The organism is Caulobacter sp. Root655 (assembly GCF_001427665.1).
Lineage (GTDB): Bacteria > Pseudomonadota > Alphaproteobacteria > Caulobacterales > Caulobacteraceae > Caulobacter.
On sequence record NZ_LMHC01000027.1, the window covers coordinates 62,563 to 88,740 of the forward strand.

Sequence of the window (26,178 nt, forward strand, 5' to 3'; positions counted from 1 at the left end):
ACTGGCGGGTTTGGGTCTGAGCAGTGTTAGAATCTCGATGGCGGGTCCGCGGGCCCGCTTTTCGTTGGGAGGCGAGAGCTCATGGCGGCGACCCTGGACGTCAACGGCAAGACCATCAGCGTCAAGGCCGACCCTGAAACCCCCCTGCTGTGGGTGCTGCGCGACGAGCTGGGCCTGACGGGCACCAAGTTCGGCTGCGGCCTGGCCCAGTGCGGGGCCTGCACCGTCCACGTCAACGGCGACCCGGTGCGCTCCTGCGTGACGCCGATCGCCGCCCTGGCGGGCGCCAAGATCACCACCATCGAGAGCCTGGGCGGGGCCCACCCGCTGCAACAGGCCTGGGTCAAGCACGACGTGCCCCAGTGCGGCTACTGCCAGTCGGGCCAGATCATGTCGGCCGCCGCCCTGCTGGCGCAGAACAAGGCGCCCAGCGACGAGGACATCGACAACGCCATGAGCGGCAACATCTGTCGCTGCGGCACCTACCAGCGCATCCGCGCCGCCATCAAGGACGCCGCCGGCATGGCCGCGGCCCCGGTGGCCGCCACGCCGGTCGTCACCAAGCCGGTGGCCTTGAACGACATCGACGACGACATCGCCGCCGCTTCGGGATCCACCGGTCGGGGAGCAGGCCAATGAACGCGCCCTTCAACAAGCTCGCGCCGCAAGATGGCGTCAGCCGCCGGGAACTGATGGTGGTCGGCGCGGCCCTGGTCGGCGGCGCCCTGGTGGTCGGCTGCTCGCCCGCCGACCTGATGAGCGCCGGCTCCAAGGTCGAAGTCGGGGCCTTCGGACCGTTCATCCGCTTCGATCCCGACGGCGCGGTGACCGTGCTGTCCAAGCACATCGAATTTGGCCAGGGCAACCATGCGGGCCTGGCGGCCATCGTCGCCGAGGAACTGGACGCCGACTGGAACCGCGTGAAGGTCGTGCACGCCCCGGCCAACGCCAAGCTCTACGGCAACACCGGCATGGGGGTGCAACTGACCGGCGGCTCGTCGGCGATCTCCAACTCGTGGGACCAGCTGCGCAAGGCCGGGGCCGGGGCGCGGGCGATGTTCGTGCAGGCCGCGGCCACCCAGTGGAACGTCCCGGCCAGTGAAATTACCGTCAAGGACAGCGTCGTCAGCCACGGGAGCGGCAAGAGCGCCGGCTTCGGCCAACTGATCGCCGACGCCGCCAAGGTCGCGCCGCCCGAAAGCCCGTCCCTGAAGGACCCCAAGACCTTCACCCTGATCGGCACCGACCGGGTGCGCCGCAAGGACAGCCAGGCCAAGAGCGACGGCACCGCCCGCTACACCCAGGACGTCCAGCTGCCCAACATGCTGGTGGCGGTGGTCGCCCACGCCCCGCGCTTCGGCGGCGTGGTCAAGAGCTTCAACGGCGACGACGCCAAGAAGGTGGCCGGGGTGGTCGACGTCTACCAGATCCCGACCGGGATCGCGGTGGTCGCCGACAGCACCTACGCCGCCCGCATGGGCCGCGAGGCGCTGAAGGTCGAGTGGGACCTGGGCAAGGCCGAGACTCGCGACTCGGCGACGATCGCCGGCCAGTGGCGCGACATCGCCGCCGGCAAGGGTCCGTCCGACCTGAAGTGGGAAGCCTTCGATTCCAAGGGCGACGCCGCGGCGGCGGCCGGAGGAAAGGACGCCTTCGAGACCACTTACGACTTCCCCTACCTGGCCCACGCGACCATGGAGCCGATGAATTGCGTGGCCCAGGTCGACGGCAACAAGGTCAAGTTGACCCACGGCTCGCAGGGCCAGACCCTGGACCAGATGGCCGCCGCCAAGATCGTCGGGACCCTGCCGGGCTCGGTCGAGATCGAGACCCTGTTCGCCGGCGGCTCGTTCGGCAGGCGGGCCAACTTCCAGTCCGACTACGTGGCCGAATGCGTGCACATCGCCAAGAAGGTGGGCGGCAATCGGCCGGTGAAGCTGATCTGGACTCGCGAGGACGACATGCGGGCCGGCTATTTCCGGCCGATCGTCCACCACGCGGTGCGCGTCACCCTCGACAAGGACGGCTATCCGGCCACCTGGCGCCATCGGATCGTCACCCAGTCGATCATGAAGGGCTCGCCGATGCCGGCCAAGGGTCCCGACCAGACGGCGATCGAGGGCACGGCCGGTTCGCCCTATCTGAAGGCCACGCCGATCGTCGACGCCCAGCTGGCCCTGCCCGAGGCCGGCGTGCCGGTGCTGTGGTGGCGCTCGGTGGGCGCGACCCACACCGCCTTCGTGATGGAGCACACCATCGACCAGCTGGCCGGCAAGGCCGGCAAGGATCCGGTTGACTACCGCCGCGCCCTCTACGCCAAGGCCGGGGCCAACCGGCACCTGGCGGCGCTGAACCTGGCGGTCGAGAAGGCCGGGCCGGCCCCGGCCGCCGGCTGGACGCGCGGCGTGGCGGTGCACGAGAGCTTCGGCTCGGTGGTCGCCCAGGTCGCCGAGGTCAAGCTGGTCGACGGTCAGCCGCGGGTCGGCCGGGTGGTCACCGCCATCGACTGCGGCGTCGCGGTGTCGCCCGACCAGGTCGCCGCCCAGATGGAGGGCGGAACCTGCTACGGCCTGTCGGCGGCGCTCTACGGCGAGGTCACCCTGACGGGCGGCGCGGTCGACCAGAGCAATTTCGACACCTACCGCGTGTTGCGGATCAACGAGGCGCCGACCGTCGAGACCCACATCGTGCCGTCGGGCGCCGCGCCCAGCGGGGTGGGCGAGCCGGGCACGCCGGTGATCGGGCCGGCCGTGGCCAACGCCCTGTTGGCGATCTCGAAGACCCCGACCACGCGGTTGCCGTTCGTCCGGTCCCAGGCCTGACGGCGCCTTGGGGCCGATCCGGGCGTTCTTTTTGATGGATCGCGCCCTTGTTGGGCGTGGTCGTGCAACTGTAGCTGGACGGAACGCGAGCAGAGACCCATTTTAGCGTCATGGTGGACTCCGGCGACAACCACGGTTTCGAAAGGCTGACCCCGCGTGAGCGGGAGATTCTGCGCCTGATCGCCCAGCACCGGCAGGGCAAGGAAATCGCCCGCCTGCTGCAGTTGTCGCCCAAGACGGTCGAGATGCACGTGCTCAGCGCACGGCGTCGCGTGGGCGGCCTGGGCCGTCGCGACGCGGCCCTGGCCTTCATCGCCTGGGAAACCGACCCCGGTAATGACTACCGTAAGCAATCAGCCGAGCTAGCCACGGCCGCCCCCCGGGTCTTCTCTCGCTCCAACAGCGAGAGCAGCCATGACGAAACCTTCCACGCCGACACAGCCGCCAGCCTTCTTCATAGCGAGTTGGCAATCGCTGGAAGAGGGCCTGACCCTGATGGCCGGGACGCCCGAGCGCGGCCGCCTGGTGCCGGAGACGGTGTCGGCGTTGCGCAAGGCTCAGGCGGCGGGCGATCCGCCCAGCAAGCTGCTTCTCCGGGTCTTGGCGGCCACGGCCTTCCTGGCCGACGACTCGCCCCTGCGGAACATGGAAGGGGTTGGCGCGATGACCTGACTCCCATGCAATGGCTGGGCTTGATCCTCGCCGTGGCCGCGCTGGGCGGTGTCCTGCTCGGGATGGTGACGATGGGCGCCCATGAATTCCTCTTCGCCCTTCAGCGGTTCCGCGAGGGCTGGAGCCCGCCTCCGGCGCACTGACGCCGATCTTCCACTGAACAATTCATCGACTTGAACGTGCGGGGGGGACCCGTGCGACCGGGAGAGTCATGCCATGAAACGTACCGAAGCCGCCCGCGCTGGCGCCGAGAAGCTGAAGCGCGCCGAAGCCGCGATCGACGCCGCCCTGCGCGAGACCGCCGAATTGATGGGCCTGCTGCCCTCGTTGCGTCTGGAAGCCAAGCTGTCGGCCGTGCTCGGCCAGGACGCCGTCGCCAACCTCGGCGAGACCCTGAGCCACATCGTTTCGGCCCGCCGGACCATCATCGAGGCGCATGGCGCCCTTTTCACCGTGCGCGCTCAGATGGGTTGCGGCGCTCTGGCGATGGGCGACACCGACAAGACGGGCGATCAGCCCCGGACGTCGGGCCTGCACGCCGTGTCGGGAGGGCGCGCCGCATGAGCACCACCCAGACCGCCCCGCATGACGCCATGCACGACGAGCTGAACGAGTTCCGGCGCCACCTGCGGATCCTCGGGCCGGTGCAGCGCCGGATCCTGTCGGTGCTGATGCCGCAGCTCGTCGCCCTGGAGCAGGCCGGTGACGCCGACGGCGCCCTGAACATCATCGAAGAAGTGAAGTCGATCCTGTGGGAAGGCCGCCGAACCCGGCACTGACCGCCAGGAGCTTCCGGATCGGAAGCTCTTGTTTCTTGTTCCAACGTTTTTTCTTCACGCCAACCGTATCCGCTTCGCTCGGGAATGCTCTAGGTTGCTTCTCGAACAGTTATGCTTGCGGCATGGTGGCGCTCGAATTCCAGTCGAGCGTCACCACCTGTGCAACTTCACACCCTCATCTCCCTGGGCGTCGCGGTCGCGGTCGCCGGCGCGGCGGTCAAGTTCGGCGACTACAGCGCCCGTCGGATCGGCGTGGCGGTTCTCGTCGCCTGGCTGGGGTCGCAACTGCTCGACAGCAACAACGCTTACAAGACCGATCTGGCGATGCTGGCGCTCGACGCGGCGACCCTGGTCTATTTCGTCTGGATCTCGATCCGATCCCGACGCTTGTGGACCGTCGTCGCCTCGGCCTTCATGGCGATCATCGTCGCCTCGCACGTGGCCACGACGATCGACCTGCGGGTGACCATCGACACCTTCAAGGTCAGCATGGCGATCTGGAGCTACGGCATCCTGCTGTGCCTGGTCTTCGGAACCTGGGCCGGCTGGCGTGAGCGCCGGCGCGCGGCGGCGTCCCAGGACCGACCCTGAGGGGTCAAGCCAGGTCCTCGGGCCGATCGACGTCGAACAGCACGCCGAGGTCGGTGGTGTCGACCAGCTTCAGCCGGGCGCCGGCCTCGGCCAGCACCCGCTGCGCGCCGGCGTCGCCGGACAAGGCCCGCAAGGCCTCGAAATGCGCCCGTCCGAACAGCACCGGATGGCCGCGCCGGTCGCCGACCCGGGGCGCGGCCAGGTCGGAGCCCTCCCGCAGCGCCCGGGCCAGGGCGCGCGGAACCTCCGGCGGGATGCACGGCATGTCGCCGAGGAAGACGAAGGCCCCGTCGGCGTCGGCGGGCAGGGCCAGGGCCGCCGTCCGCAGCGACGCGCCCATGCCCTCGGCCGCCTCGGTGACCACGACGATCGTCAGGTCATCCTCGCGCCCGAGGCCGCGCGCATGGTCCCGAGCGAGCGCCGCCAAGTCCGGATCACCGTCCGTGGCCAGGATCACGCCGCGCGCCGGGGCGGCGAAGGCGGCGTCCAGGGCGCCGGCGACCAGCGGCCGGCCCGCGAAAATCGCGGTCAGCTTGCGCCCTCCAAACCGCCGTCCGGCCCCGGCCGCCAGGACGATGGCCTCCAGTCGCGTGCTTTCACTTCCCGCCATGCCGTCCCGCGCCTATCTTAGGGGGGCCATGACGCCTTATGACGCCAGCCCCGCGCAAGCGGTCTCTCGTTCGTCGCGCCCGCCCGTCCGTCTGATCGACGGCTTTGGGCGCGCGGTGACCTATCTGCGCGTCTCGGTCACCGACCGCTGCGACCTGCGCTGCACCTATTGCATGGCCGAGCACATGACCTTCCTGCCCAAGGCGGAAGTGCTGTCGCTGGAGGAGCTGGACCGTCTGGCCTCGGCCTTCGTCGAGTTGGGCGTTCGCAAGCTGCGACTAACCGGCGGCGAGCCCCTGGTGCGCAAGGGGATCATGACCCTGGTCGAGAACCTGTCGCGCCATCTGCGCAGCGGCGCCCTGGACGAACTGACCCTGACCACCAACGGCACCCAGCTGGCCCAGCACGCGGGCGACCTGGCGCGGCTGGGCGTCAAGCGGATCAACGTCTCGCTCGACACCCTCAAGCCCGAGCTGTTCCGCAAGCTGACCCGCGGCGGCGATCTTTCGAAGGTGCTGGCCGGGATCGACGCGGCCCTGGCGGCCGGCATCCAGGTCAAGATCAACGCCGTGGCTCTGAAGAGCGACAACGCCGCCGAGCTGCCGGCCCTGATCCAATGGGCGCACGGCCTGGGCGCCGACATGACCCTGATCGAGACCATGCCGCTGGGCGAGATCGAGGAAGACCGCACCGACCAGTACCTGTCGCTGGCGGACGTGCGCCGCGACCTGGCCTCGTTCTGGACCCTGACCGACCTGACCTACGCCACCGGCGGCCCGGCCCGCTATGTGCGGGTCGAGGAGACCGGCGGGCGCCTGGGCCTGATCACCCCGCTGAGCCACAATTTCTGCGAGGCCTGCAATCGCGTGCGGCTGACCTGCACCGGCACCCTGCACACCTGTCTGGGCCGCGACGACGCCAGCGACCTGCGGGCGGTGATCCGGGCCGGGGCCGACGACGCGGCGCTGGACCAGGCGATCTTCGCGGCCATCGGCGCCAAGCCCGAGGGGCACGACTTCCACATCGACGCCGCCCGGCCGGCCGTGGCCCGCCACATGTCGACGACCGGTGGTTAGGGAGGGCGGCTGAGCATGGCGCGGGTGCTGCTGTTCGGACGGCTGGCGGACCTCGCCGGCTGGCGCGACCGGGCCGTCGAGGCCGGATCGCTGAATGGGCTGCGCGGTGTGTTGGCGGGCGTCGATCCGGCGCTCGGCGAGGCCCTGGCCGGTCCCGGCGTGCAGGTGGCGGTCGACAAGACCATCGTTCGCGGCGAGGCGCCGCTGGCCGCCGGGTCCGAGGTGGCCTTCCTGCCGCCGATGAGCGGCGGATGACCACCCCCTCCAAGATCGCTTTGACTTCCGAGCCGTTCGAGCCGGGCGCGCTGCTGACCGCCTTCTGCGCCGGCCGTGACGAGACCGGCGCGGTGGCCAGCTTCGCCGGCCTGGCCCGGGCCGAGAAGGGCGCGGCCGTGGCCCTGGAGCTGGAGGCCTATCCCGGCTTCACCGACACGGCGATCGCCGCCTTCGCCGACGACGCCAAGACCCGCTTCGGGTTGCAGGACTACGCCATCGTCCATCGCGTCGGCCGCATCGCGCCGGGCGAGGCGATCGTCTTCGTGGCCACCGCCGCGGTCCACCGCCGCGCCGCCTTCGAGGCCTGCGACTTCCTGATGGACTATCTCAAGAGCCGCGCCCCCTTCTGGAAGAAGGAGCACGGCCCGGACGGCGGTCGCTGGATCGAACCGACGGCTCAGGATAGGACCGACGCGCAGCGCTGGGATTAGGAGACAACAGATGTCGGCAGCCGGTCTCACCCCGGGCGGCGGTATCAAGCCGGACCTTCCGTTCACGCCCGTGCGCGTGGCGATCCTGACGATTTCCGACACTCGCGACGAGGACAGCGACACCTCCGGCCAGGTGCTGATCGACCGGGTCAAGGCGGCCGGCCATGAACTGGCCGGCCGGGCGGTGGTCCGCGACGACGTCGAGCGCATCCGCCAGACGGTGCGCGACTGGATCGCCTCGGGTCAGGTCGACGCCATCGTCACCACCGGCGGCACCGGCCTGACCGGCCGCGACGTGACGGTCGAGGCGCTTGAGCCGCTGTTCGACAAGAAGATCGACGGTTTCTCGGTGGTGTTCCACATGGTCAGCTACCAGTCGGTGGGTCTTTCGACCCTGCAGTCGCGGGCCACGGCCGGGCTGATCGGCGGGGTGTTCGTGTTCTGCCTGCCGGGCAGCAACGGCGCGGTGCGCGACGGCTGGGACAAGGTCATTTCCCAGCAGTTGGACAGTCGCCACAAGCCCTGCAACATGGTCGAGCTGATGCCGAGGCTGCTGGAGAAATGACCCGCCTCACCCACATCGACGACCAGGGTCGGGCCCGGATGGTCGACGTCTCCGAGAAGCCGGCGACGGCCCGGGAGGCGATCGCCGTGGGCTTCGTGCGGATGGCCCCCGAGACCCTGGCCCTGGCCATCTCCGGAACCGGCCGCAAGGGCGACGTCCGCGCCGTGGCCGAGATCGCCGGGGTGATGGCCGCCAAGAAGACCGCCGACCTCATCCCGCTGTGCCACCCGCTGGCCCTGTCCAAGGTCGAGGTCTCGGTCGAGCCGGCCGAGGGCGGGCTGGCGGTGATGGCCCGGGTCAAGCTCACCGGCCAGACCGGCGTCGAGATGGAGGCCCTGACCGCCGTGTCGGTGGCCTGCCTGACGATCTACGACATGCTCAAGGCCGCCGAGAAGGGCATGGTCATCGAGACCGTGCGCCTGGTCGAGAAGACCGGCGGCAAGTCCGGGGACTGGCGGGCGGAGTAAATCTTCGCGCCCCTCGGCTGTCATCCCGGACAAGCGCGTAGCGCGCAGATCCGGGACCGCCGGAAATGCTGAGTTCACGCGTCGGTCCCGGGTCTTCGCTTCGCTACGCCCGGGATGACAACTAGATTTCAGCGGTCAGTGTCCGCCGCGCCAGCGCCGGCTGGCCATGCCGGGTCGCCATGATCTCGCCGATCACCGCCACGGCCACCTCGAACGGCGCCTTGCCGCCCAGGTCCAGGCCGATCGGGGCGCGCAGCTTGGCCAGGTCGCGTTCGCTCAATCCCGCCGCCCGCAACCGGTCCAGCCGTTCGCCCAGCCGCCGCCGCGCGCCCAGCAAGCCGACATAGGGGGCCGGCGAGGGCAGGGCGGCCGCCAGCGCCGCGTGGTCGATCTCCAGGTCGTGGCCGCAGATCGCCACCGCCGTCCAGGCGTCCAGGCCGATGGCCGCCAGGGCGGTGGCGACGGCGTCGCGGCGATAGGTCACGCCCGCCAGCGGCGGCGGGGCCAGGGGGCCCTTGGGGCGCACCAGGGTGGTCTCGAAGCCCGACTGGGCGCCCAGGCTGGCCACGGCCAGGGCCGTCGGGTCGCCGCCCAGCACCACCAGGCGCGGGGCCGGATCGAAACGGCGGGAAAAGGCGCCGGCCCAGGCCGCGCCGGGGTCGGGCGCGCAGACCCGCCGCCGGCCGTCGCTGATCCAGGTGGCCGCGACTCGGTCGCGGGCGTGGGTCAGAAGGTCGCGCGCCGCTGGGTCGTCGGCGTCCAGCCGCTCGACCAGGATCTCGATCCGCGCGCCGCACAGAAGGCGGATGTCGGGCCAGGGGCTGCCCTCGCCATAGACCAGCCGCCGGGGCTGGCCGTCGGCCAGGCAGGCGCGGGCATGGTCCTCGACATCGGCCTCGATGCAGCCGCCGGACAGGAAGCCCGCCCGCGAATCTTCGCCGAACACCATCTGCGTGCCGACCGGACGCGGTCCGCCCTCGCCCAGGCTGACGATGGTGGCCAGGGCCGCCGGACCCCGCGCCAGGGCCTTGGCCAGGGCGGGGCGCATGTCGTCGGCCATGCCGTGCAGGGGCCAGTCGGGGTCCATGGCGGCGGCGGGATCGAGGAGCTGCATCGCCGTCGATGTTAACCCCTCGGCAAGTTTCCAGAAACGCCTTCTTCAAACCTTGGCGCGTAACCTCCGGCTCACTGGTGTTCAGTCCGCACGGATTTCCATGTCGCTCACCGTTTCAAAACTCGGTCTTGCCGCCGCCCAGTTCGGACTGGACGGCATGAGCGCGTCGCCGCGCGCCCGCTCGCCCGAGACCGAAGCGCGCGACATCCTGGGCATCGCCGCCCGGGCCCATCTGTCGGTCCTGGACGTCTCGGGCAACTACGGCCGGGCCGAATCCGTGCTCGGCGACCTGATCCCGCGTCCCGTGCCGTTCCGCGTCACCCTGTCGGCGGCCCGCGCCGACCGTGGTCCCGACTTCGTCGAGGCCGAGGCCCGCGCCTCGTTGCGCCGCCTGGGCCTCGAGCGGGCCGACGCGATCATCGTTTCCTCGCCTTCCGAGCTGTTCGGCCCGCACGGCGCCGCGGTCTGGGACCGCCTGGCCCGGCTGCGCGACGAAGGCCTGTTCGCCAAGATCGGCGTCGCGGCCCACGCCAGCGACGACCCGGTCGGCGTCGCCCGCCGCTTCAAGCCCGACATTCTGCAGGCCCCCGCCTCCCTGCTCGACCAGCGTCTGCTGGCCGACGGCTCCTTGGCCCGCATCGCCGGCCTGGGGATCGAGGTGCAGCTGCGCTCGATCTTCCTCAACGGCCTGCTGTTCCTGCCGCCCGACCGCGTCCCCGCCCAGCTGAAGGGGGCCTCGGGCCGCCTGTCGAAGGTGCGCCGGATGATCGCCGAGGGCCGTTCCGACCCGCTGCAGGCCGCGCTGGGTTTCGCCCTGTCGCGCGTCGAGGCCAGCGCCGTCCTCGTGGGCGTGACCTCGGCCGCCGAACTGTCGGCCGTGGTCGCCGCCGCCTCCAGCCCGCCGCCCGATCTCGACTGGGACGACATGGCCATCGACGATCCGGTGGCCCTGGACCCGCGACGTTGGGTCGCCTGACCAAACCGCGAATCGAAGCTCAGCCTTAGAACAAGGCATCCGGAGCAACGCCCATGATCCTCGCCGTCGTCCAGGCCCGCATGGGCTCCAAGCGTCTCCCCGGCAAGGCCGTGGCGACCCTGCAAGGCGAACCGATGATCCTGCGCCAGCTTGAGCGGCTGCGCGGCGCCCGGCGCCTGACCAAGATCATCGTCGCCACCAGCAGCGACGCCGCCGACGACGGCCTGGCCGGCCTGGTGGTGTCGCGCGGCTATATCGTGCATCGCGGCGCGGGCAGCGACATCCTCGACCGCATCGCCCGCTGCGCCGAGGCCGCCGGCCCGGTCAGCCACGTGGTGCGGATCAAGGGCGACGCGCCCTTCGTCGACGCCGGGGTGATCGACGAGGCCGTCCAGCTGGCCCAGACCAGCGGCGCCGACTACACCTCCAACCGCGTGCGGCGTACCTATCCGGCCGGGCTGGAGGTCGAGGTGATCACCGCCGCCGCCCTGCGCCTCGCCGCCGCCGAGGTCCGCGACCCGCAAGCCCTGATCTCGCCGACCGCCGCCATCCGCCAGCGCCCCGACCGCTTCAGCCAGGCCCACCTGACGGCCCGCCGCGACTGGTCGCACCTCGACTGGCGGGTCAAGACCCCGGCCGACCTGGCCTTCGCGCGCTCGGTCTATGACGCGCTGTACCAGGCCGATCCGGGGTTCTCGATGGGCGACGTGCTGGACCTGGTGGAGAGCCACCAGGATATCGGGCGGTTCGCGGCGTAATTCCTCCCCCTGTGGGGGAGGCGGCCGAAGGCCGGTGGGGGGAGTTTTAGGATCGCCGATCCGGTACACGGCCTATCCCGAACACTCCCCCCACCGTCGGCTTCGCCGACACCTCCCCCAGAGGGGGAGGACTTAGAGAACGCTACTTCCAAGCCCCATACGGATCCACCGACGCCTTGCCCAGCGCCTCGGCCACCGCCGGGTGGGTCAGCTGGCCGTTCAGGACGTTGAGGCCCCGCGCCAGGTGGACATTGCTCTTCAGCGCGTCCAGGCCGTGGTCGGCCAGGGCCAGGCCGAAGGGCAGGGTGGCGTTGCCCAGGGCTTCGGACGAGGTGCGCGGCGCGGCGCCCGGCATGTTGGCCACGCAGTAGTGGACAACGCCGTCGACCGTATAGGTCGGATCGGCGTGGGTGGTCGGGTGGCTGGTCTCGAAGCAGCCGCCCTGGTCGATCGACACGTCGACCAGCACCGAACCCGGCTTCATCTGCTTGAGGTGCTCGCGACGCACCAGCTTGGGCGCGGCGGCCCCGGCGGTCAGCACCGCGCCGATGATCACGTCGGCCTTGAGGATCTCGTCCTCGACCGCCGCCAGGGTCGAATAGCGGGTCAGGATCCGGCCCTGATAGAGGTCGTCCAGCTCGCGCATGCGCGGGATCGAGCGTTCCAGCACCACCACCTCGGCGCCGAGGCCGGCGGCCATGCGGGCGGCGTTGGAGCCGACCACGCCGCCGCCCAGCACCACCACGCGGGCCGGGGGCACGCCGGGCACGCCGCAGAGCAGCAGGCCCATGCCGCCATTGTGCTTGAGCAGGGTCTCGGCGGCGCTGAACACCGCGATGCGGCCGGCCACTTCCGACATCGGGGCCAGCAGCGGCAGGCCGCCCCTGGCGTCGGTGACGGTCTCGTAGGCGATGGCCGCCGCGCCTGACGCCAGCAGGCCCTCGGTCTGGGCCGGATCGGGCGCCAGGTGCAGATAGGTGAACAGGATGTGGCGGGGCGTCAGGCGCTCCCACTCGACCTTCTGCGGTTCCTTGACCTTGATGATCAGTTCCGCGCCGGCGAACACCGCGTCGGCGTCCGGGGCGATGGTCGCGCCGGCCTTCACATAGACGTCGTCGCTGTAGCCGGCGCCGAGACCGGCTCCGGTCTGGACCAGCACCGAGTGACCGTGACCCACATATTCGCGAACCGCCGTGGGGGTCAGGCCGACCCGGTGTTCGCCCGGCTTGATCTCGGAAGGCACTCCAACGCGCATGATCATCTCCTCCAAATGGTGTTTGACGCTGGTTTACGCCCGGGACCTTGCAGGTTCCCGGGGCATTTCATGTGTCCGGAACCGTGGTATGCAGGAATCCAGCGCCACGGAGCCTTCACGGTGAAAAAAGCTGCGGTCCTTCTCGACGCCTTCGATCGCAAGCTGCTGACGCTGCTCCAGCGTCGGGGCCGGTCCAGCTATGTGGAAATGGCCGAGGCGGTGAATCTTTCCGAATCCGCCTGTCTTCGTCGCGTGCGGGCCCTGGAAGAAGCCGGGGTGATCGGCCGCTACGCGGCGGTGATCGACGAGCGCGCCGTGGGCCTGCCGCTCAGCGTCTTCGTCACCGTCACCCTGTCGTCTCAGGCCGAGGCGACGCTCAGCGGCTTCGAGAAGGCGATCTCCCACGTCCGCGAGGTGGCCGAGTGCTACCTGATGACCGGCGGCTCGGACTATCTGCTGCGGCTGGTGGTGCGCGACGTCGACGACCTGGAACGGGTCCACGCCCAGGAACTGACCCGCATTCCCGGCGTGGTCCGGGTCAGTTCGTCCATCGCCCTGCGCACGGTGGTCAAACGTGTCGAATTGCCGCTTTGAAGCGACCCGGCCGTTGCCCTGTGGTTAACCTTCCCCTGCCACGAGTGGTGCGGACATAGCCCTTGTCCTTGTCGGGGCGCTGTTCTTGTCGGGGGATGAGATGGTTTCGAGACGCATTCTGCTGGGCGCCCTGGCGTCCGGCCTCGCCGCGCCCGCGTTGGCCTGGGCCGAGGGCGACCAGCCGTCGGTCCTGACCCGCAAGGGCCGCCGCACCCGCGCCGCCCTGAAGACCCAGGCCAGCGACAGCGCCGCCCTCAAGAAGGTGCTGGCCGAGGTCAAGCCGCTGGAAGGCGAACACGACGCGGACGCCGCCGCCGACGCGCACGCCGCGCCGCCGCAGTTGGTCAGTCCGGACGAGGCGCTGGGCCGGCTCAAGCACGGCAACACCCTGTTCTCACGCGGCGGCGCCAGCATCGCCCTGCCTGGCGCGGCCCGCATCGCCGAACTGGCGGGCGGTCAGAAGCCGTTCGCGGTCATCGTCGGTTGCAGCGACAGCCGCACGGCGCCGGAGCTGATCTTCGACTGTAATCTGGGTGAGCTGTTCGTGGTCCGCGTGGCCGGCTCGACCGTCAGCCAGGAGGGCCTGGGCTCGATCGTCTACGCCGTCGAGCACCTGGGCGCGCCGCTGGTCGTTGTGCTGGGCCACACCAAGTGCGGCGCGGTCGGGGCGGCGGTCGACGTCGCCACCAAGCACGCCGACCTGCGCGGTTCGCTGCTCAGCATGGTGCTGCCGATCATTCCGGCGGTGCTGGAAGCCCAGGACAAGCATCCGGCCGACCTGCAGGACGCGGCGATCCGCCAGAACGTCCGCGACACCGCCGCTCGGCTCAAGGTCGCCGACGGCGTGCTGGCCGAAAAGGTCGCCGAGGGCCGACTGAAGATCGTCTCGGCGACCTACGACCTCTCCACGGCCCAGGTGGCGTTCGACGCATAGAAGTCCTTCTCCCCTAGCCACGGTCGGGGACAGGCGCATGCGCCTGTCCCCAGCCAAGTCCGCAGGGGGAGGGGGAAGCGCCGTTGACCCCTTGCCCGGCTTAGGTTCAAGTCCCCCCAACACGCTAAGGTTGGGAGAGCTGGGATGTCGACGGACGAGACGCCGCCGGAAGGTGGCCACGAGCCCAAGACTTCCCGCTGGGAGAGCTTCAAGGCCCGCATCCCGTCCGGCCTGAAGTCGCCGCTGGTCGCGGTGGGCGCGGTCGCGCTGCTGGTCGGTTTCGGCGGCGGTTTCGCGGCCAGCAAGGTCTCCGACCTCGGTTGGTTCGGCGGCAAGTCGGCCGTCACGGCCACGGCGCCGAAGGGCCAGGCCTGGTCGCTGTTCGGCAAGCCGCGGGCGGCCGGCGCGCCGCGTCGCGGTATTCCCAAGCCTGAAGGCTTCGCCGTCTGGCAGAGCCGCATCGACAGCACCGGCGCCGCGCCGATGGCCTGTATCCGGATGAGCAAGGCGCTCGACCCGTCCAAGCCCTATGCCGACTATGTGCTGCTGTCGCCCGACATCGGCCGCCAGCCGGCCGTGCGGGTCAAGGACGACGAGCTGTGCGTCGGCGGCGTCGGCTTCACCGACCACCGCGTCACCCTGCTCAAGGGTTTGCCGGGCAAGAACGGCGAGACCTTGGGGGCCAACGCCGACGTCGACTTCACCTTCGGCGAAAAGCCGCCCTATGTCGGCTTCGCCGGCGACGGGGTGATCCTGCCGCGCGAGGAATCCGACGGCGTGGCGCTGGAGACCATGAACGTCTCCAAGCTGGCCATCGAGGTCTGGCGGGTGTCGGACCGCAATCTGGTGCGCAAGTCGATCAGCGCGCCGGACCCGACCGGCGAGGGCGACTATGCCAGCGACTATGGCGACGACAGCCCCGACGACGAGGGCCGCCAGGTCTGGAAGGGCGTGATCGACGTGACGGGGGGCGCGGCCGGTCAGAAGGCGACGACGGTCTTCCCGCTCGGCGCGGTGCTCAAGGAGATGAAGCCCGGCGGCTATGTGATCAAGGCGCGCGATGCTTCGGGCGGCCGCAAGACCGAGGGCGATGAGGAGCCGACCCCGGCCCAGGCCCGCCGCTGGATCATGTTCACCGACATGGCGCTGATCGCCTATGACGGCAGCGAATCCCTCGACCTGGTGGTCCGCTCGCTGAAGACCGCCAAGACCCTGGCCGGGGTGCGCGTCACCCTGGTGGCCAAGGACGGCGAGGACCTGGCCCAGGCCAAGAGCGACGCCGACGGCCGGGTGCGCTTCCCCCGCGCCCTGCTGGACGGCGAGGGCGCCTCCCACGCCAAGATGGTCATGGCCTATGGAAACGAAGGCGACTTGGCGGTGCTCGACCTCGACCGCTCGCCGGTCGATCTGTCCAAGCAGGGGGTCGGCGGCCGCACCGAGTCGGACGGCGGTCGGGCCGTGGCCAGCGACATCGACGGCTTCCTCTATGCCGACCGCGGCATCTATCGTCCCGGCGAGACCGTGCACCTGACCGCCATGGTCCGCGACCGGCTGGCCAAGGCGGTCAACGACCGCAAGGGCTACATCCTGGTCAAGCGGCCCTCGGGCGTCGAGTTCAAGCGCTATCCGTTCAGCCGCGCCGACGCCGGCGCGGTGCTGGCCGACATCGGCTTGCCCCGCAGCGCGCCCCGCGGCCGCTGGACCGCCGTGCTGATGATGGAGGGCGTCGAGGCCCAGGCCGGCTCCTTCACCTTCAGCGTCGAGGACTTCGCCCCGCAACGGCTGGCGGTCACCGCCACGGGCCAGGAGTCCGTGCCGGTCGCGGGCGGCCAGGAGCGCAAGATCGACGTCTCGGCTCGCTTCCTCTACGGCGCGCCGGGCGCGGGCCTGCAGACCCAGGGCGAGGCGCGGCTGCGCGTCGACAGCGATCCCTTCCCGCGGTTCAAGGGCTACGAATGGGGCGACGACCTGTCGCCCTTCGAGGAGAAGTTCATCGAACTGGGCACCACCGTCACCGACGGCGACGGCCATGCCATCCTCAACCTCGGGACCGGCGACGCCGCCGACACCGCCCAGCCGCTGGTGGCGGCGGTGACCGCCTCGGTGTTCGAGCCCGGCGGCCGTCCGGTCCGCGAGGGGCTGGAACTGAAGGTGCGCGGCAAGAGCGTCTATTACGGCGTCAAGGTCGAGCAGGGTGACGCCGGCAAGGGCGACCCGCCGGTCAGCCTGGAGATGATCGCGGTCAACGCCGCCGGAGCCCGCGTCGCCTCGACCGCGACCTACACCCTGATCAGCGAGAACTGGAACTACGACTGGTTCCAGCAGGACGGCCGCTGGCAGTGGCGGCGCACCAGCCGCGACGCGGTGGTGGCCAAGGCCACGGTCAATATCGGCGCCGGTCAGCCCGCGCGCTTCAATCGCCGCCTCGGCTGGGGCGACTATCGCCTGGTGGTCGAGGGGCCGGACGGCGCCAAGACCGTCACCAAGTTCTCCTCGGGCTGGGGCTCGCCCGCCAAGGAAGGCGAGGCGCCCGACTTCGTGCGGGTCAGCGCCGGGACCAAATCCTATGCGCAGGGCGACACGGTGGAGATCACCCTGAAGTCGCCCTATGCCGGCCAGGTCCAGGTGGCGGTGGCCACCGACCGGCTGATCGACTTCAAGACCCTCAGCGTCGGTGAGAACGGCGCGACGGTGAAGCTGAAGACCTCGGCCGCCTGGGGCGGCGGGGCCTATGTGATGGTCACGGTGATCCAGCCGCGCGACCCGGTCAGCTCGCCCAAGCCCAAGCGGGCCCTGGGCCTGATCTACGTGCCGCTCGACCCCAAGGGCCGCAAGCTGACGGTCGACATCGGCACGCCGGAAAAGCTCGATTCCAAGGCTCCGGTCGAAATCCCGATCAAGGTCCAGGGCCTGGGCTTTGGCCAGAAGGCCAAGGTCACCATCGCCGCCGTCGACGAGGGCATCCTGCGCCTGACGCGCCAGGACAGCCCCGACCCGGCCAAGTGGTACTTCGGCAAGCGGGCCCTGACCCTCAACTATCGTGACGACTACGGCCGCCTGCTCGACCCCAACATGGGCGCGCCGGCCAACGTCAACTTCGGCGCCGACGAACTGGGCGGCGAAGGGCTGACGGTGACGCCGATCAAGACCGTGGCCCTGTGGTCCGGCATCGTCGAGACCGGGATGGACGGCAAGGCGACAGTCAAGCTGCCGGCCGCCGACTTCAACGGCGAACTGCGGATCATGGCCGTGGCCTGGACCGACAACGCCGTCGGCTCGGGCTCCAAGGCCCTGACCGTGCGCCAGCCGGTGGTCGCCGACCTCAACCTGCCGCGCTTCCTGGCCCCCGGCGACAAGCCGATGGCGACGCTCGAGTTGCACAATGTCGAGGGCAAGGCCGGGGCCTATACCGTCGAGGCCAATTCGTCGGGCGGCATCGGCGTGGCGTTCAAAAAAGTTATTACATTGATCCTCGGCCAGCGGATCGCCGAGAAGATTCCCTTCCTGGCGCCCAATGTCACCGGCATCGGCAAGATCGGCTTCAAGGTCACGGGACCCGGCTTCGACACGTTCAAGGACTACCCGATCCAGACCCGCCTGGGCTGGGGCGACGTGGTGCGCACCACCACCGAGCTGCAGCAGCCGGGGGCGACCTACACGCCCAACGCCCAGCTGCTGTCGGGCCTGGCGGCCGGCGACATCACGCTGCAGGTCAGCTATTCGCCGATCAAGGGCTTCGACCCGGCGGCGATCGCGGTGGCCCTGCAGCGCTACCCCTACGGCTGCACCGAGCAACTGGTCTCGACGGCCTATCCGCTGCTCTACGCCCAGAGCGTCTCCAGCGATCCCAAGCTGAAGCGCACCCCGGCCGTGCTGGCCGGGGCGGTGGGCAAGCTGCTGGATCGCCAGACGCTGGACGGGGCCTTCGGGCTCTGGCGGGTCGGAGACGGCGAGGCCGACGCCTGGCTGGGCGCCTACGCCACCGACTTCCTGGTGGAAGCCAAGGCCCAGGGCGTGGCGGTGCCGGACGAGGCCATGGACAAGGCGCTGAACGCCATGCGCCAGATCAGCCGTCCCGACGGCTGGAGCTCGGTGTCCTACCGCCTGGAATATCCGGAGTGGTGGACCAGCAACCCCGAGGCTTCGAAAAAGGCCACCGAACGCATGCGCCGCCGGGCTTCGGCCTACGCCCTCTATGTGCTGGCCAAGGCCGGGCGCGGCGACCTGGCGCGGCTGCGCTGGTGGCACGACGTGCAGATGAAGGACGAGGACCAGCCCCTGGCCAAGGCCCAGGTGGCGGCGGGCCTGGCCCTGATGGGCGACCAGGCCCGGGCCCGCTCGGCCATGCGCCAGGCGGTCAAGTCGCTGGGCTGGCGTGACGAGGCCGACTGGTACCAGAGCCCGCTGCGCGACGTCGCCGCGGTTACCGCCCTGGCCGCCCAGGCCGGCCAGATGGACGTGGCCCGTCAGCTGCAGGGCCGGCTGGAGAACGTGGTCAAGGATCCGGACGCGCTCAACACCCAGGAGCAGGCGGCGCTGCTGTTCGCGGCCAGCCAGCTACTGAAGGCGGCCGGGCCGATGACCATCGACGCCCAGGGCGTCACCGGTCTGCCCCCGGCCGGCGGCTCGCCGCGCTGGGCGGTGGGCAAGCTGGCCGACGCCCGCTTCACCAACCAGGGCAAGGGCGCCCTGTGGCGGACGGTCAGCGTGCGCGGCACGCCGGTCATGGCGCCGGGGGCCGAGAGCAACGGGCTGTCGGTGAGCAAACGGCTGTTCTCGATGAGCGGCGGGGCGATCGATCCGGCGACGATCCAGCAGGGCGACCGGGTGATCGTGCTGGTCTCGGGGTCTTCGGGGCAGGCCCGCTCGATGGCCCTGGTGGTCGACGACGCCCTGCCGGCCGGTTTCGAGATCGAGACCACGCTGGGGGCCGACGACGCCCAGAACGGCCCGTTCAAGTTCCTCGGGACCCTGACCAATCCCGACGTCCAGGAAAGCCGCGACGATCGCTACATCGCCGCGCTGGACCTGGAGGGCAACAAGCCCTTCGCCATGGCCTATGTGGCGCGGGCGGTGACGCCGGGCGAGTTCTTCCTGCCCGGAACGATCGCCAAGGACATGTACCGACCGAGCCTGAACGCCCGGTCGGACGCGGGGCGGATCAACGTGGCGCCAGGGCAGTGATTTCGCGTCTTCTCCCTTCCCCCTTGATGGGGGAAGGGCCGGGGTTGGGGGTGAAACCGCGTCAGGATAAGGCGCGGCCGTTGTGACCTCGACCGCCGCGGCCACCCCCACCCCCGACCCCTCCCCCCTCCAGGGGGAGGGGAGAATCCGGATCGTCACCCGCGCCCTGATCGCCTTCGTCGCCGCGCAAGCCGCGCTCTTCCTGCTGAGCGCCGCCTTCCCGCCCGACATGGCTCGGGCCAAGCGTTCCTCGCCGGTGGTGCTCGACCATCGGGGCGCCTGGCTGCGCGCCCTGCCGGTCGAGGACGGCCGCTGGCGGGTGAGGGCGGACCTCCAACGCACCGACAAGACCTTCCAGAAGCGGCTGATCGCTGTCGAGGACGCGCGGTTCTACGCCCACCTCGGCGTCGATCCTCTGGCCCTGGTCCGGGCCACCGGCTCGGCGCTGATCCACGGCCGCGTCAGCTCCGGGGCCTCGACCCTGACCATGCAGACCGCCCGCCTGCTGGAGCCCCGGCCGCGCAATCTCGGCTCCAAGCTGGTCGAGATGGTCCGCGCCGCCCAGCTGGAGTCGCGGCTGACCAAGCGCGAGACCCTGGCCCTCTACCTGACCCTGGCCCCCTACGGCGGCAACCTCGAGGGGGTGCGCGCCGCCAGCCTGGCCTATTTCGGCCACGAGCCGACCAGCCTGACCGACGGCGAGCAGGCCCTGCTGATCGCCCTGCCGCAGTCGCCCGAAGCGCGCCGCCCGGACCGCCGCCCCGAGGCCGCCCGCGCCGCCCGCCGCGCGGTGCTCGACAAGATGGTCCGAGCTCATGTGCTGACCGAAGCCGCCGCGGCCGAAGCCGACGCCGAACCCCTGCCCAAGCGCGGGCCGTTCCCGACCCTGGCCTGGCACGTGGCCGGCGAACTGGCCGCCGCCGCCCCGCTCGACCAGCCCAGCGTGGTCTCGACCCTCGACGCCGACCTCCAGACCCGGCTGGAGCCGATGGCCGCCGCTGTCGCCGCCGCCCAGGGGCCGGACGTCACCGCCGCCATCCTGGTGGTCGAGATCAAGGGCCGGGCGGTGCGGGCCCTGGTCGGCTCGGCCGGCCGAGACCGGCCCGGCGGCTGGATCGACCTGACCCGCGCGGTGCGCTCGCCGGGCTCGGCCCTCAAGCCGTTCATCTACGCCTTCGCCTTCGACGATGGGACACTGGCCCCCGACACCCAGATCGACGACGCCGCCACCCGCTTCGCCGACTACCAGCCCGAGAACTTCGACCACGTGTTCCACGACAAGGTCACGGCCCGCGAGGCCCTGGCCTATTCACTGAACGTCCCGGCCGTCGCCACCCTGGAAAAGGTCGGCCCCGACGTGTTCGCGGCCCGGCTGGAGAACGCCGGGGTGCGGCTGGTGCGGCCGAAGACGGCGATCAAGGCTTCCGGCCTCGCCTTGGCCCTGGGCGGGGCGGGGATCACGCCGCGCGACATGGCCGTGCTCTACGCCGCCCTGGGCGACGGCGGCGTGGCCAAGCCGCTGGCCTTCACCGAGACCGAGGCCAAGGCGCGCGAGCGCTCGGGCGGCAGCCGTATCGTCCGACCCGAGGCCGTGGCCCAGGTGCTGGACATCCTGCGCGAGGCCCCGGCCCCGCGCGGCCGCGCGCCGTCGGCCCTGACCAAGGGCGGGCCGGCCATGGCCTTCAAGACCGGCACCTCCTACGGCTTCCGCGACGCGGTGGCGGCCGGGGTGGTCGGCGGCCATGTGATCATCGTCTGGACCGGCCGGGCCGACGGCGGCGCGCGCGGCGGCCTGACCGGACGCGACGCCGCCCTGCCGCTGCTGTTCGACGTCGCCGACGTGGTCGGGGCCCCGGCCATCGCGCCGCGCCCCATAGCCCCGAAGTCCGCGCCCGGCGCGTTGCAACGGCTGAACCAGGCCTCCGACGGCCCCCGCCTGATCTTCCCCCCGGACGGCGCCACCGTGCAGGTCGACGCGGTCGGTCCTGGCGCGCGCGGTCTGGTGATGGCGGCGGGCGGCGAGAACCTGACCTGGTACGTGGCCGGCCAGCGCCTGGCCGCCGAGCCGGTCAGCGGCAAGGTGATCTGGAAGCCCGCCGCGCCGGGCTTCTATCGCCTGCGGGTGGTGGACGACCAGGGTCGCGCGGCCTCGGCGCGGGTGCGGATCAAGGCGCCGGCCGTCGACGGCTGACCGTCTGGAATTGCCATTTGGCAGTAAGTATCCTATATTGGGCCATATAGGAGTTCAGCCGTGACCCTCGCCACCCTGATCGACACCCAGCCGAAAGCGTTCATCGCCGAGCCGGTTTCAGACGCGGAAGCCGCCGCGATGTTCCGCGCCACGGTCAACTTGCTGCGCCTGTGGGGCGTCACCGACGAGGAGGCCGCGACCCTGCTCGACATGCCGGTGCGTTCCTACCGGCGCTGGAAGGCGGGCGAGATCGGCCGCATCGACCGCGACGGCAAGGCGCGGCTGTCCAACCTGATGGGCGTCCACAAGGCCTTGCGGCTGATCTTCCAGGAGCCGCAACGCGGCTATGCCTGGATCAAGGCGCCCAACACCGCGTTCGGCGGCCGTTCGGCCTTGCGGGTGATGCTGGGCGGCGACCTGACCGACCTGATGCGGGTGCGCCGCTATCTCGACGCGGAGCGCGGGGCCTGGTGATCGACCTTGCCGCGATCCCGCGGGCGGACATCGCTTGGCGCGGGGCGGTCCGGATCATCCGCAGCGCCTGGCCGCCGATCGACCTGTTCGAGGACATCGCCGACCCCGCCGACTGGCCGCTGCTGATCGCCGCCGAACAGAAGACCAATCCGCGCCTGATGGAGACCATCGGCAATCTCGACCTGCTGCCGCAGGACCGCTGGGTAGCGGGGGCGGGGGCCAGCTACCTGATGGCGCCCTTCACCCATGTCAGCCCCGATCGCCCCAGCCGCTTCAGCGCCGGGGCGTACGGCGTGCTCTATGTGGGCGACAGTTTCGAGGTCGCGCTGTCGGAAACGATCCATCACCACGCTCTGTTCATGGCCGCCACCGCCCAGGCCCCGGGCTGGACCTCGCAGTTCCGCGAGATCGTGCTGGATGTGAGGGGCGCGCTGCACGACCTGCGCGACGGGGCGGCCGATGCGGTCCTGGCTCTCGACGACTATGGCGCTGGCCAGGCCCTGGGCGGCCGGCTGAAGAGCGCCGGTTCGGAAGGGGTCGTCTATCCCAGCGTCCGCCATGCCGGCGGTACGTGCGTGGGTCTGTTCTATCCGGACCTGGCCTCGAACGCCGTCCAGGGACGGCACCTGGACTACCACTGGGACGGCGCCCGCGTGGACCTGATCCGCGAGCCGGCGACGGGTCGCGTGTTTCGGGTCGAGGCGTCGGAAGGCGGCTGACGCAACGCAGCCATTGCGGTCACGCACCAAGTTCGGCATGTTGATTACATGTGTAGTTCAATCCGACCGCGCCGCCTTGTCCGCGCCGCCGTCCTGGGGACCTGCGTCGCCTGGTTCGCCGCAGCCGCCCAGGCCGGCACGGTCGAGACCCGCACGCCCTTCGGCCGGATCGAGATGGTCGAGGAAGTGCGCACCCGTGATCCAGGCGAGCCGCCGATCATGCATGTCGCGACAGAGTGGACGAAGCTTCACCTGCGCTGGCGGTCCGCCGACGGGGTGATGAGCGTCGATGTGATTGACAGCGGCGGGATAGTCCAGGCCGCGATAGAGGGAGCTGATTGCTCGGCCTCCACCGCCTATCTCCAGTACAGCGGCGTGGCGGGCGAACATGAGATTGTCGATGGGGTGAGGACGCTGTTGGCGCTGCTTGACAAGGACTGTCCCCGCCTTCCCTCAGGCGCGACCTACGCCACGACCCTGGCTGACGGCGCGGCGGACTTCGTCGCCGCCGAAGATGGCCTGCGATCTCGCGCACTTATCTTGTTCAGGCGTCCGCTGACCCGATGCCTGCCGCCGCCGATGAACAGGCTATTTCCCAGCGACCCATTCAACCCATTCCCCTGCCGGTGAGCCCTTCACGCCGGCCCGCTGGCCACCCGCTCATAGTCTTCCAGGCTGGAGATCCCGACCTCGAGGTCGGTGACCAGGCCGTTGGCTAGCGAATAGACCCAGCCGTGCACCGACAGGCTCTGGCCCCGGGCCCAGGCGTCCTGGACGAAGACGTCGGAGGCGACGTTGCGGACCTGGCGGATGACGTTCAGCTCGCACAGGCGGTTGAGGCGGGCCTTTTCGTCGGGCAGGGCGTCGAGCTCGTGCCGGTGCTCGGCGTGGACCTCGCGGATCGGGTGCAGCCAGTGGTCGACCAGGCCGCGCCGCTTGCCGTCGATGGCCGCCGCCACGCCGCCGCAGCCGTAATGGCCCACGACCATCACGTGCTTGACCTTGATCACGTCGACCGCGAACTGCAGCACGCTGAGATAGTTGGCGTCCTGCGGCGGGGCCAGGTTGGCGACGTTGCGGTGGACGAACAGTTCGCCGGGGTCGAGGCCGACGATCTCGTTGGCGGGCACCCGGCTGTCGCTGCAGCCGATCCACAGGTATTCCGGGCTCTGCTGGCCTTCCAGGCGCTTGAAGAACTGCGGATCGGCTTCGGTCTTGCGCAGCGACCAGGCCAGATTGTTGCTCTTGAGGTCTTCAAGCATGGATCGCATCCGGCTGGAGGTCGGGGTGGGCGGCGGCGAAGGCCGGATGGTCGGCGGCCCGCGCGGCGGCGGCGCGCAAGGCCGGGAACGGGGCCAGGTCCACCTTGAACCGCTCGGCGTTGTAGACCTGTGGAACCAGGCAGCAATCGGCCAGGCCCGGCGCGTCGCCGAAGGCGAAGCCCCGGCCGTGGCGGGCGACCATCGGCTCCAGGGCCGTGAAGCCGTCGGTGATCCAGCGCCGCACCCAGGCGTCGCGGGCCGGCTCGTCGACCCCCAGCTTGGCCAGGGCCCGCAGGATGCGCAGGTTGTTCACCGGGTGGATGTCGCAGGCGACGATCTCGGCCATGGCCCGCACCACGGCCCGGTCGAACGGGTCGGCGGGCAGCAGGGTCGGGGCGGGCACGGTCTCGTCCAGCCATTCCAGGATCGCCAGGCTTTGGGTCAGCACCCGGCCGTCGACCTCAAGAGTCGGCAAAAGTCGCTGGGGGTTGAGCGCGGCATAGGCGGGCTCATGGTGCTGGCTGGCTACCAGGTCGATCGGCGCATAGTCGTAGGCTAGGCCCTTCAGATTGAGCCCGATCCGCACCCGATAGGGCGCGCTGGCGCGCCAGGTGCTGTGCAGGGTGAGCTTCATCGCGGCGGCCTCAGACGATGGTGAAGTCGAGCTGGCCGACGCCTTCGACCACGCCCTCGACCCGGTCGCCGCGCCCGATGGCGGCCACGCCCTCGGGGGTGCCGGTGAAGATCAGGTCGCCGGCCGCCAGGGTCCACAGCTTGGAGGCCTCGGCGATGATCTCGGGGATCGTCCAGATCATGCTGGCGATCTGGCCGACCTGGCGTTCCTGGCCGTTGACCGATAGGCGGATGGCGCCGTTCGGCTTGGCCCGCGCCGCCGGCCGGATGGCCGAGATCGGGGCGCTGGCGTCGAAGCCCTTGGCGGCGTCCCATGGCTGGCCCTTGGCCTTGGCGACAGCCTGCAGGTCGCGGCGGGTCAGGTCGACGCCGACCGCGTAGCCGAACACGCAGTCCATGGCCGCCTCGACGGCGATGTTGGCGCCGCCCGACTTCAGGGCCACCACCAGTTCGATCTCGTGGTGCAGGTCGTGGGTGGCGGGCGGGTAGGGGACCTCGCCCCCCTTTTCGCCTTGGGGCGCCGTCAGCGCCACGATCGCGTCGGCCGGCTTGGCGAAGAAGAACGGCGGGTCGCGCTCGTCGCCGCCCATCTCGCGCCGGTGGGCCGCGTAGTTGCGACCGACGCAGAGGATGCGGCGCACCGGGAAGACGACGTCGCCCCCCTCAACCGGAACCGTCGACGGGGCGGGCGGGGGGAAGGCGAAGTGCGTCATGCCGCCTGATTAGACCCAAACCCGCGCCGTCAAAAGTCTCCCGCGTGAAAAGGCCACGATCTTGCAACATCAAGGGCAAGACGACCGCCTAAACGTTCTTTCACTTGCCCCGAGACCTGACGACGAGTCATGACGGGTAACCAATTGTGGCGAAAACCCGCCACGCCGAAATCGAAGGGGGCCTCGGACCGACGATGCTGATCATCGAGAACCTGACCCACGTCTATGCCAATGGCGTGAAAGCCCTCGATGAGGTCAGCCTGACGATCCCGCGCGGCATGTACGGCCTGCTCGGTCCGAACGGCGCGGGCAAGTCGACCCTGATGCGCACCGTCGCCACCCTGCAGGCCCCGACCTCGGGCCATATCCGCTTCGACGACATCGACGTGCTGAAGTCGGCCGACCTGCTGCGGCGTACCCTGGGCTACCTGCCACAGGACTTCGGCGTCTATCCGCGGGTCAGCGCCTACGACATGCTCGACCACATGGCGGTGCTGAAGGGGATTTCCGGCGCCAAGGACCGCAAGGACGTCGTCGAGAGCCTGCTCAACCAGGTCAATCTGTGGACCGTGCGCAAGAAGGCCATCGCCGGCTTCTCGGGCGGCATGCGCCAGCGGTTCGGCATCGCCCAGGCCCTGATCGGCGACCCGCGCCTGATCATCGTCGACGAACCCACCGCCGGCCTCGACCCCGAGGAGCGCAACCGCTTCCTCAACCTGCTGGCCGAGATCGGCGAGAACGTGGTGGTGATCCTGTCGACCCACATCGTCGAGGACGTGTCCGATCTCTGTCCGGCCATGGCGATCATCTGCGACGGCCGCATCGTCAAGGAAGGCTCCCCCGCCGCCCTGGTCACCCAGCTCTCCGGCCGCATCTGGAAGAAGGTCATCGACAAGGCCGAGCTCGAGGCGGCCAAGGCCCAGCATCAGGTGATCTCCACCCGCCTGCTGGGCGGCCGCACCGTGATCCACGTGCTGGCCGACCAGGATCCGGGCGCCGGCTTCAGCCTGGTGGAGGGCGGCCTGGAAGACGTCTATTTCTCCACCCTCTCCAACACCCGGCGCGCGGCCTAGGCGCGTGGGG

The 26,178-nt window shown here is 70.4% G+C and carries 28 protein-coding genes and 1 pseudogene; 23 read left to right on the forward strand and 6 right to left on the reverse strand.

The features are described 5' to 3' along the window. The first annotated feature begins 81 nt into the window (after positions 1-81). From ASD79_RS21950 to ASD79_RS21975, 8 genes and pseudogenes are all read left to right on the forward strand, one after another. A complete protein-coding gene (locus ASD79_RS21950) occupies positions 82-639 on the forward strand; it encodes a (2Fe-2S)-binding protein (RefSeq protein WP_056725636.1) in 558 nt (185 codons plus the stop codon). Continuing rightward, positions 636-2,822: a xanthine dehydrogenase family protein molybdopterin-binding subunit gene (locus ASD79_RS21955; RefSeq protein WP_056725637.1), complete on the forward strand. Its 2,187-nt coding sequence runs from the start codon at positions 636-638 to the stop codon at positions 2,820-2,822. Before ASD79_RS21950 ends, ASD79_RS21955 begins: the two co-directional genes overlap by 4 nt. Before the next feature lie 110 nt (positions 2,823-2,932). Then, positions 2,933-3,109, forward strand: a pseudogene (locus ASD79_RS25560) (helix-turn-helix transcriptional regulator); the annotation flags it as partial. Between the two features lie 127 nt (positions 3,110-3,236). Then, entirely contained in the window at positions 3,237-3,494 is a 258-nt protein-coding gene (locus tag ASD79_RS21960; protein ID WP_056725639.1) for a hypothetical protein, read from the forward strand. A gap of 5 nt (positions 3,495-3,499) precedes the next feature. Continuing rightward, entirely contained in the window at positions 3,500-3,637 is a 138-nt protein-coding gene (locus tag ASD79_RS24460) for a hypothetical protein (protein WP_162252391.1), read from the forward strand. 73 nt (positions 3,638-3,710) lie between these two features. Then, positions 3,711-4,058: a hypothetical protein gene (locus tag ASD79_RS21965; protein ID WP_056725640.1), complete on the forward strand. Its 348-nt coding sequence runs from the start codon at positions 3,711-3,713 to the stop codon at positions 4,056-4,058. Next, positions 4,055-4,273 carry a hypothetical protein gene (locus tag ASD79_RS21970; RefSeq protein ID WP_056725643.1) on the forward strand — a complete coding sequence of 73 codons (219 nt, stop codon included), beginning with the start codon at positions 4,055-4,057 and terminating at the stop codon, positions 4,271-4,273. The genes ASD79_RS21965 and ASD79_RS21970 overlap by 4 nt, the downstream gene beginning before the upstream one ends. A 159-nt stretch (positions 4,274-4,432) precedes the next feature. Beyond that, a complete protein-coding gene (locus ASD79_RS21975) occupies positions 4,433-4,864 on the forward strand; it encodes a hypothetical protein (RefSeq protein WP_056725645.1) in 432 nt (143 codons plus the stop codon). A 4-nt stretch (positions 4,865-4,868) separates the two neighbouring features. On the opposite strand, the gene ASD79_RS21980 is transcribed toward ASD79_RS21975, so the two are convergent. Next, entirely contained in the window at positions 4,869-5,474 is a 606-nt protein-coding gene (locus tag ASD79_RS21980) for an NTP transferase domain-containing protein (RefSeq protein ID WP_056725647.1), read from the reverse strand. Positions 5,475-5,502: 28 nt separating this feature from the next. Between ASD79_RS21980 and moaA the strand changes: the two genes are divergently transcribed. Genes moaA through moaC form a run of 5 tightly spaced genes read left to right on the forward strand, consistent with a single transcriptional unit; the run spans position 5,503 to position 8,288 of the window. Continuing rightward, positions 5,503-6,549 carry a GTP 3',8-cyclase MoaA gene (gene moaA / locus ASD79_RS21985; RefSeq protein ID WP_056725649.1) on the forward strand — a complete coding sequence of 349 codons (1,047 nt, stop codon included), beginning with the start codon at positions 5,503-5,505 and terminating at the stop codon, positions 6,547-6,549. Between the two features lie 15 nt (positions 6,550-6,564). Next, entirely contained in the window at positions 6,565-6,804 is a 240-nt protein-coding gene (locus tag ASD79_RS21990) for a MoaD/ThiS family protein (protein WP_056725651.1), read from the forward strand. Further along, positions 6,801-7,256 (forward strand): molybdenum cofactor biosynthesis protein MoaE, encoded by a 456-nt coding sequence (locus ASD79_RS21995; protein ID WP_056725654.1) that lies wholly within the window; start codon positions 6,801-6,803, stop codon positions 7,254-7,256. The genes ASD79_RS21990 and ASD79_RS21995 overlap by 4 nt, the downstream gene beginning before the upstream one ends. Positions 7,257-7,266: 10 nt before the next feature. Continuing rightward, entirely contained in the window at positions 7,267-7,821 is a 555-nt protein-coding gene (gene moaB / locus ASD79_RS22000; RefSeq protein ID WP_056725656.1) for a molybdenum cofactor biosynthesis protein B, read from the forward strand. Next, positions 7,818-8,288 carry a cyclic pyranopterin monophosphate synthase MoaC gene (moaC, locus tag ASD79_RS22005; protein WP_056725658.1) on the forward strand — a complete coding sequence of 157 codons (471 nt, stop codon included), beginning with the start codon at positions 7,818-7,820 and terminating at the stop codon, positions 8,286-8,288. Before moaB ends, moaC begins: the two co-directional genes overlap by 4 nt. 121 nt (positions 8,289-8,409) lie before the next feature. On the opposite strand, the gene ASD79_RS22010 is transcribed toward moaC, so the two are convergent. Continuing rightward, on the reverse strand, positions 8,410-9,402 hold the full coding sequence (locus tag ASD79_RS22010; RefSeq protein WP_056725660.1) for an XdhC family protein: 993 nt from the start codon (positions 9,400-9,402) through the stop codon (positions 8,410-8,412). 100 nt (positions 9,403-9,502) lie between these two features. Here ASD79_RS22010 and ASD79_RS22015 point away from each other — a divergent pair, with 100 nt between their 5' ends. Beyond that, positions 9,503-10,378 (forward strand): bifunctional regulator KidO, encoded by an 876-nt coding sequence (locus ASD79_RS22015; protein WP_056725662.1) that lies wholly within the window; start codon positions 9,503-9,505, stop codon positions 10,376-10,378. Positions 10,379-10,431: 53 nt separating this feature from the next. Continuing rightward, positions 10,432-11,136: a glycosyltransferase family protein gene (locus tag ASD79_RS22020; RefSeq protein WP_056725664.1), complete on the forward strand. Its 705-nt coding sequence runs from the start codon at positions 10,432-10,434 to the stop codon at positions 11,134-11,136. A gap of 142 nt (positions 11,137-11,278) precedes the next feature. Here the strand turns inward: ASD79_RS22020 and ald are convergent, their stop codons facing one another. Further along, complete coding sequence (gene ald, locus ASD79_RS22025; RefSeq protein WP_056726047.1) at positions 11,279-12,391, reverse strand: alanine dehydrogenase; 1,113 nt, start codon at positions 12,389-12,391, stop codon at positions 11,279-11,281. A gap of 120 nt (positions 12,392-12,511) precedes the next feature. Between ald and ASD79_RS22030 the strand changes: the two genes are divergently transcribed. From ASD79_RS22030 to ASD79_RS22060, 7 genes are all read left to right on the forward strand, one after another. Beyond that, positions 12,512-12,985, forward strand: a complete 474-nt coding sequence (locus ASD79_RS22030) for an Lrp/AsnC family transcriptional regulator (protein ID WP_056725665.1) — start codon at positions 12,512-12,514, stop codon at positions 12,983-12,985. Between the two features lie 100 nt (positions 12,986-13,085). Further along, complete coding sequence (locus tag ASD79_RS22035) at positions 13,086-13,919, forward strand: carbonic anhydrase (protein WP_056725667.1); 834 nt, start codon at positions 13,086-13,088, stop codon at positions 13,917-13,919. A 144-nt stretch (positions 13,920-14,063) separates the two neighbouring features. After that, positions 14,064-19,103 carry an alpha-2-macroglobulin gene (locus ASD79_RS22040; protein ID WP_056725670.1) on the forward strand — a complete coding sequence of 1,680 codons (5,040 nt, stop codon included), beginning with the start codon at positions 14,064-14,066 and terminating at the stop codon, positions 19,101-19,103. An 82-nt stretch (positions 19,104-19,185) separates the two neighbouring features. Then, entirely contained in the window at positions 19,186-21,294 is a 2,109-nt protein-coding gene (pbpC, locus tag ASD79_RS22045; RefSeq protein WP_156400628.1) for a penicillin-binding protein 1C, read from the forward strand. Positions 21,295-21,354: 60 nt separating this feature from the next. After that, positions 21,355-21,768 carry an MbcA/ParS/Xre antitoxin family protein gene (locus tag ASD79_RS22050; protein ID WP_056725672.1) on the forward strand — a complete coding sequence of 138 codons (414 nt, stop codon included), beginning with the start codon at positions 21,355-21,357 and terminating at the stop codon, positions 21,766-21,768. After that, complete coding sequence (locus tag ASD79_RS22055) at positions 21,765-22,487, forward strand: RES family NAD+ phosphorylase (protein WP_056725673.1); 723 nt, start codon at positions 21,765-21,767, stop codon at positions 22,485-22,487. The genes ASD79_RS22050 and ASD79_RS22055 overlap by 4 nt, the downstream gene beginning before the upstream one ends. A 48-nt stretch (positions 22,488-22,535) precedes the next feature. Further along, positions 22,536-23,117 (forward strand): hypothetical protein, encoded by a 582-nt coding sequence (locus ASD79_RS22060; RefSeq protein WP_056725674.1) that lies wholly within the window; start codon positions 22,536-22,538, stop codon positions 23,115-23,117. 5 nt (positions 23,118-23,122) lie between these two features. On the opposite strand, the gene ASD79_RS22065 is transcribed toward ASD79_RS22060, so the two are convergent. The 3 genes from ASD79_RS22065 to ASD79_RS22075 are packed head-to-tail and all read right to left on the reverse strand — an operon-like array spanning position 23,123 to position 25,095. After that, a complete protein-coding gene (locus ASD79_RS22065) occupies positions 23,123-23,749 on the reverse strand; it encodes a carbonic anhydrase (RefSeq protein ID WP_056725676.1) in 627 nt (208 codons plus the stop codon). Further along, positions 23,742-24,383 carry a maleylacetoacetate isomerase gene (gene maiA / locus ASD79_RS22070; protein ID WP_056725677.1) on the reverse strand — a complete coding sequence of 214 codons (642 nt, stop codon included), beginning with the start codon at positions 24,381-24,383 and terminating at the stop codon, positions 23,742-23,744. Before maiA ends, ASD79_RS22065 begins: the two co-directional genes overlap by 8 nt. Before the next feature lie 10 nt (positions 24,384-24,393). Next, a complete protein-coding gene (locus ASD79_RS22075; RefSeq protein WP_056725678.1) occupies positions 24,394-25,095 on the reverse strand; it encodes a fumarylacetoacetate hydrolase family protein in 702 nt (233 codons plus the stop codon). A gap of 194 nt (positions 25,096-25,289) precedes the next feature. Between ASD79_RS22075 and ASD79_RS22080 the strand changes: the two genes are divergently transcribed. Continuing rightward, positions 25,290-26,168 carry an ABC transporter ATP-binding protein gene (locus ASD79_RS22080; RefSeq protein WP_056725680.1) on the forward strand — a complete coding sequence of 293 codons (879 nt, stop codon included), beginning with the start codon at positions 25,290-25,292 and terminating at the stop codon, positions 26,166-26,168. The last annotated feature ends 10 nt before the right edge of the window (positions 26,169-26,178 follow it).